At 68.9% G+C, this 5609-nt stretch carries 6 protein-coding genes and 2 tRNA genes; 3 read left to right on the top strand and 5 right to left on the bottom strand.

The window, feature by feature from the left end; all coding sequences use genetic code 11:
• The 3 genes from IRZ18_08150 to IRZ18_08140 all read right to left on the bottom strand — a co-directional run.
• Window positions 1–615 (bottom strand): LysM peptidoglycan-binding domain-containing protein (locus IRZ18_08150; GenBank protein ID MBX5477073.1); only part of this gene is annotated, 615 nt, incomplete at its 3' end.
• Window positions 616–678: 63 nt separating this feature from the next.
• A complete protein-coding gene (locus IRZ18_08145) occupies window positions 679–1452 on the bottom strand; it encodes a sulfite exporter TauE/SafE family protein (protein MBX5477072.1) in 774 nt (257 codons plus the stop codon).
• Window positions 1453–1575: 123 nt separating this feature from the next.
• Window positions 1576–1887, bottom strand: coding sequence for a YqhV family protein (locus IRZ18_08140; protein MBX5477071.1), 312 nt, complete (start codon window positions 1885–1887; stop codon window positions 1576–1578).
• Between the two features lie 20 nt (window positions 1888–1907).
• On the opposite strand from IRZ18_08140, the gene IRZ18_08135 reads away from it, so the two are divergent.
• The 3 genes from IRZ18_08135 to IRZ18_08125 all read left to right on the top strand — a co-directional run bounded on the left by IRZ18_08135 (window position 1908) and on the right by IRZ18_08125 (window position 2508).
• Window positions 1908–2234: a hypothetical protein gene (locus IRZ18_08135; GenBank protein MBX5477070.1), complete on the top strand. Its 327-nt coding sequence runs from the start codon at window positions 1908–1910 to the stop codon at window positions 2232–2234.
• 83 nt (window positions 2235–2317) lie between these two features.
• Window positions 2318–2411 (top strand) — tRNA-Ser (locus tag IRZ18_08130).
• Between the two features lie 20 nt (window positions 2412–2431).
• Window positions 2432–2508 (top strand) — tRNA-Arg (locus IRZ18_08125).
• A 446-nt stretch (window positions 2509–2954) separates the two neighbouring features.
• Here the strand turns inward: IRZ18_08125 and IRZ18_08120 are convergent.
• A complete protein-coding gene (locus IRZ18_08120; protein ID MBX5477069.1) occupies window positions 2955–5153 on the bottom strand; it encodes a DPP IV N-terminal domain-containing protein in 2199 nt (732 codons plus the stop codon).
• 91 nt (window positions 5154–5244) lie between these two features.
• The coding region (locus IRZ18_08115; GenBank protein ID MBX5477068.1) for a DUF192 domain-containing protein at window positions 5245–5609 on the bottom strand (365 nt) is incomplete at its 5' end.

The raw sequence follows: 5609 nt of genomic DNA, 5'->3' as shown, positions 1-5609 counted from the left end.
CTGGATGGCCTGCACCGTGGTGCCGAAGCGCTGCGCCAGAAGGAAGAACGTGTCGCCCGGCTGGACGGTGTACTGGAACGTCCCGGGCGGGCAGGTCGTGGGGGCGCCGGTCGGGATGCACAACACCTGACCGATCTGCAGGTTGTTCGGGTTGACGCCCGGGTTGGCCGCCGTGATCGCTGCGACGGTCGTGCCGAACTGCTGCGCCAGCCTGAAGTACGTGTCGCCGGCGACGACCGTGTGCGCGACCGTCCCGGGTGGGCAGGTCGTCGGCGCGCCGGTCGGGATGCACAAGACCTGGCCGATCTGCAGGTTGTTCGGATCCACCCCGGGATTCGCCGCCGCGATCGCCGCGACGGTCGTGCCGAACTGCTGCGCCAGCCTGAAGTACGTGTCGCCGGCGACGACCGTGTGCGCGACCGTGCCGGGCGGGCACGCGCTCGGCGCGCCGGCCGGGATGCACAGCACTTGGCCGACCTGCAGGTTGTTCGGATCCACCCCGGGATTCGCTGCCGCGATCGCCGCGACGGTCGTGCCGAACTGTTGCGCGAGGCGGAAATACGTGTCGCCCGGCTGGACGACGTGAGGGATCTGTCCCCCTGGACAAACCGCCATGCGAATCACTCCTTTGAACGTCGGTTGTACACTCGTATGCGTCGTGGGACAGACGGGTTCCGGTCACAGGAGCCAGCGCACTCCGGTAACGAAGACGATGCCGCTGATCACCGCCCGCAGCGGCCGGCGGGGCACGACCAGCGTCAGGCGGCTGCCCAGCCACGCGCCGGGGAGCGACCCGATCAAGAGGTTCAGCGCCAGCGGGAAGTCGACCGTACCGATGGCCGCGTGTGCCGAGCCGGCGGCCAGGGTCAGGAAGAACGCGTTCGCGATGTCCGTGCCGACGACCTGACGGGGCGCGAGGCGCGAGAGCAGAAGGAGCATCGGCGCCACCAGGGCGCCGCCGCCGACGGACGTCAGACCGACCATGAATCCCACGAGGCCTCCGAACGCGTACACCGCGAGCCCGGGCGCGCCGGGACGCTCCTCGGGGACGCCCGCATGCCGGCTGCCGTGCGGGTGCTGCCGGAACCATCCCTGGGCCACGGTCGCGACGGTCGCCAGCACGAGCGCGCCGCCGAGCAGGTGCCTCACCACCGCGTCCGTTCCCGAAGCGTCCTTGAGCCAGGCGACGGCCCACGTTCCCAGGAGCGCGGCCGGGACACCGGCGACCGACAGCGCGAGGACCCAACGCCACGACACCGATCGCTGGCGGTGATGCTGGAACAGGCCGACGAGCTTCGTCGCCGCGTTGGACACGAGGTCCGTGCCGATGGACGTCGACACCGGCACGCCCATCCACACCAATATCGGCGTCAGGAGGCTGCCGCCGCCGACGCCCGTCAGGCCGACCAACGTGCCGACGATCAGACCCACCAGCGCAACCGACAAGGACATGGGCGCATCGACCTCCGACGTGACCTGGGCTCTGCCCGCATTCGGTCTATTCCAGGCTCGGAAGGCCGGTGCGCGTCCCACCGCGCGGCTGCGGACCCCTTGAGGGGATCTGCGGCGATGTCTCTAGGAGCGCGTGCTGAAGATGATCAAGTACACGCCCATGAGGATGAGCACGATCTTGGAGACGGGCATGCCCTTGCCGGCTAGCCCGACGATGCCGATGGCGTTCACGGTGAGCAGCACCATCGGCCCGACAAGTCCGAGGTACGCGTTGACGCGCATCGCGGCGTCGACGCGTCCGGCGCGCCACATCAGGTACGCGCCCGTCAGTTCGATGCAGGCGGAAATGACGCGCGTCAGCGACATGCCGGTGACGAACGGGTCACGATCCACCTTCGCGCCTCCCGTACGACCGTATGTCGCGCCTGCATACATGATGTCGGGGGGATCATTCGATGCGCGTGGACGAGGAGGTCGCCCGCCACTTCCGGCTTGACGAGCCCGTCCGGCGACTGCTCAATGAGAACGTCGCCACGATGGACCGCCGGCAACGGCGGCTTTACAAGCGCGAGCTCGAACCGCGCGCGGACGCGATCCGGTCGTTCGTCGCGGCGCTCTTCGATCGCGAGCGCATGCGGCGCGGGCCGGCCGTCGAAGACGAGTGGGCGACGTGGATCGCGACGGACGTGGTGCAGCGCGGATACACCAGCGTGCTGGCCTCGTGGGTCATGGACGTGATCGGGCGCGGCAAGGTGGCGCGCATTCTCGAACGCTTGAAATGACGCGGTCCGCGCCCTTGCCTGCAAAAAGCGGTCTGTGCTATGATGATGCAGCGTCACGGCGCGAAAGTTTTGAGGGATTGTCTGGAGAGGTACCCAAGAGGCCGAAGGGGGAAGTTTGCTAAACTTCTAGTGGGGCGTTTCGCCCCAGCGCGGGTTCGAATCCCGCCCTCTCCGCCAGTCTTTCCCAACAGATTTGTGCGCCCGTAGCTCAGTGGATCAGAGCGACTGACTACGGATCAGTAGGTCGGGGGTTCAAATCCTCCCGGGCGCACCAGCTTTAACACCAAGCCCCGCAAGGATTTGCGGGGCGTTTTGATTTTCCGGTCGGTACGATACGGTCGTTCCGATTACGGTGTGAGATTTGGCCCACTAGTCCCAAATGTAGAGCGCGTCTTGCCATTCCATCTGACCCGGACACTTCGGACAGGGCCCTTTGGGGCCGATCCATTCGGTCAAATCGGTACTGCTGCATCGCGGGCATCGAAGCGGAGCGTTCTCCCAGCCGCGCTCGGTCGCTCGATCGGTCACCACATCGACCAGATCATGGCACCCCTTGCACAAGAACGTCTTCGTCAACACCGCGAAACCGCCATCTGTGTCTCCGCTGACGATCGCGGTATGACCGCAAGCGGCGCATTTGAAGAGACTGCGCATCCCCAATGCCAGCATCTCCCTGTCATGGTTGTGCTGATCTTCACTTCACTTTGGATCGTCGCCATCCTAGAGGCGTTCCAGGAAGAACGACGTCAGCCGCTCCTCGATGTACCGGCGCGTCATGAAGCCGCGCGGCAGGTGCCGGGAGGACGGCAGGATCGCGATCTCGAACGGCTTGCCGGCCTCGATCAGCGCGCGAACGAGGCGTGCCGTGTGGCGGAAGTGCACGTTTTCGTCGATGAGCCCGTGGATGAGGAGCAGGTGCCCGCGCAGTCCGGCGAGGTGCGTGAGGACGGACGCCTCCCGGTAGCCTTCGGGGTTTCGCTGGGGCGTGTCCATGTACCGCTCGGTGTACGCGGTGTCGTACCAGCGGAAGTCGACCACCGGCGCGCCCGCGACGCCGACCTTGAACACGTCCGGCGCCTTCGCCAGCGCCATGAGCGTCATGTAGCCGCCGTAACTCCAACCGCTGATGCCGATGCAGTCCGGATCCGCGCCCTCGTGCTCGATGAGCCAGCGCACCCCGGCGAGCTGGTCCTCGAGCTCCACCGTTCCGAAGCGCAGGTGAATGGCGCGTTCGAAGGCGACGCCGCGGTTGGCGCTGCCGCGATTGTCCAGGCGGAAGACGATGAATCCCTGCTGCGCGAGGTACTGCGCGCGCAGGTCGACGGTCAGGTCCCACTGGTTCGCGACTCGCTGCGCGTGCGGCCCTCCGTAGACCGAGACGATCGCCGGCCGCTTGCCGCCCGCCGCGCTCGCGCCGGTGCGGGATGCAGTGGCGCCACCCGCGGGCTCGCCGCCTGCGGGGCCATCGGCTGCGGAGCCGCGAGCCGTGGGAGCGCCGGTCTCCGCCGGCCGGTACACCGCTCCGTAGAGCCGCGTGCCGTCGTCGGCCCGCAGCTCCACGATGCGCGGCGGCACGAGGCCGAGCGCCTCGGCCGTCGCATCCGGATCCTCGTGCAGGATCCGCGCGACCGTGCCGTCGGCGCGGCAGAGCCGCGTGCGCGGCGCGTGCTCCAGGGACGACGCCTGCTCCACGAACCACGCGTGGTCCGGAGAAAACACGGCCGTGTGCCAGCCGGGCTCCTCCGTCAGGCGGCGGATGGGGCCGCCGTCGAGGCTGACGGCGTAGAGGTGCCGTTCGAGGGGGCTCTCCGCGGTGGCGATGAAGTAGGCCAGCCGCCGCGCCTCGTCGACGTCCACGACCTCCGTGACCATCCACTCGCCGCTGGTGATCTGCCGCGTCGAGCCGTCCGGGGCGACGACGTAGAGGTGCCGGAAGCCGCTCCGCTCGCTGGTGAGGACCACCTCGCCGGTATCGAGAAAACGCGGGTCGTCGCCGATGTTGAGCCAGTGTTCCGCGGTCTCGCGGTAGAAGCACTCGTGGGCGCCCGTGACCGGGTCGTAACGGCGCCATTCCAGGCTTCGCTGGTCGCGCGAGAGCAGCAGGACGGCGAGGTCGCCGCCCGGCGTCCACGCCGCGCGGGCGAGGTAAACGTCATCGTCCCAGTCCAGCCAGAGCGTCTCCCCGCCGGTCGAGGGCACGATGCCCAGCCGCACCTTCGCGTTGGCCTCGCCGGCGAACGGGTAGCGATGCTCCTCGACGAAGAACGGCTCGTCGGCCTCGTGGACGATGGGGAACCGGGGGATGTGGAGCTCGTCCACTTCCGTGAAGGCGACGAGCCGCCCATCGGGCCGGATCCAATAACCGTGGCTGCGGCCGAGCTCTTCCTGCGCCACGAATTCCGCGATGCCGTGATACAGCCCGTCCGTGGCCCCGCGGGTGAGCGTCGTGAGATGACGGGAGCGCAGGTCGAGGACGTGAAGCTCGCCGTCGCGCACGAAGGCCAGCCGCGTCCCGTCGGGGAACAGGTGCGGGTCGACGGCGCCGCGCGCCTCGGGGATCTCCTCGAACGGACCGTCCCCCGCGCGCACGAACACGCGGTCGCCGACCGGCGCCAGGATGGTCGGCGTCTCCGCGCGCGACGCGAACTCGTACGACGTCACGCCCTCCCACGTGAGACGCTCGCGTTCCCGCCGCAGCTCCTCTTCCAGCGTGCGCGCCGCGCCTTCCGCAGCCGGGGACACGGCGTGCCGTTCACCCGACTGGATGTCGACGAGCCACAGTGCAAGACGATCAGATCCGTCTTGGGGGAAGAGGTAGGTCACGGCGCGAGCGTCGGGCGTGAAGCCGATGCGCACGGGAACGGCGGTGCCCGGTGCGGGAAGTTGCGCCACGTCGTCGAGGGTCAGCCGTCGAGCCACGATCGTGCCTCCTTCGTCAGGTCATCCGAGCCGGCCGGGGCGGCGCCAGCGGCGCCCCGGACGCCGCTCACCGCGTTCCGCGGCGTCCGCGTCACTCGATTTCCACCGCGTCCGCGCGCTCGAACCGGAGGGCGTCGCCGGGCTGCGTACCGGTCGCGGCTGCCGTGCCCGCCGGCAACTCGAGCGCGAAGTACCCGCCGCGCACCACGGGCCCGAGCCGGTTGCGACGGAGATGGATGACGCGCAGGACGCGACCGTGCCGGTCCAGGTGAAGGACGTCCAGGTCGAACCGCATGCCAAGGCCGTGCACCGCGTTGCAGGGGAACAGAAGCAGGCCCTCTCCGGGCCGCAGACTTTCGCGGCCCAGGAGGCCGCGCAGGCGCGACCAAGCGGAAGCCGCGACCTCCGCTGAAGTCGCCAGCCAGGCGCCCGTCCGCTCGTTGCGGACTGCGACGC

It is taken from the genome of Clostridia bacterium, assembly GCA_019683875.1.
GTDB lineage: Bacteria > Bacillota > Sulfobacillia > RBS10-35 > Bu92 > Bu92.
The sequence above is the reverse complement of the archived record's forward strand: the minus strand, read 5'-3'. Positions and strand labels throughout refer to the sequence as shown.

Excerpts from the sequence above, each read along its gene's own strand:
- IRZ18_08140 (MBX5477071.1), bottom strand. The coding sequence starts at position 1,887 with ATGTATGCAGGCGCGACATACGGTCGTACGGGAGGCGCGAAGGTGGAT.
- IRZ18_08135 (MBX5477070.1), top strand. The coding sequence starts at position 1,908 with ATGCGCGTGGACGAGGAGGTCGCCCGCCACTTCCGGCTTGACGAGCCC.
- IRZ18_08145 (MBX5477072.1), bottom strand. The coding sequence starts at position 1,452 with ATGTCCTTGTCGGTTGCGCTGGTGGGTCTGATCGTCGGCACGTTGGTC.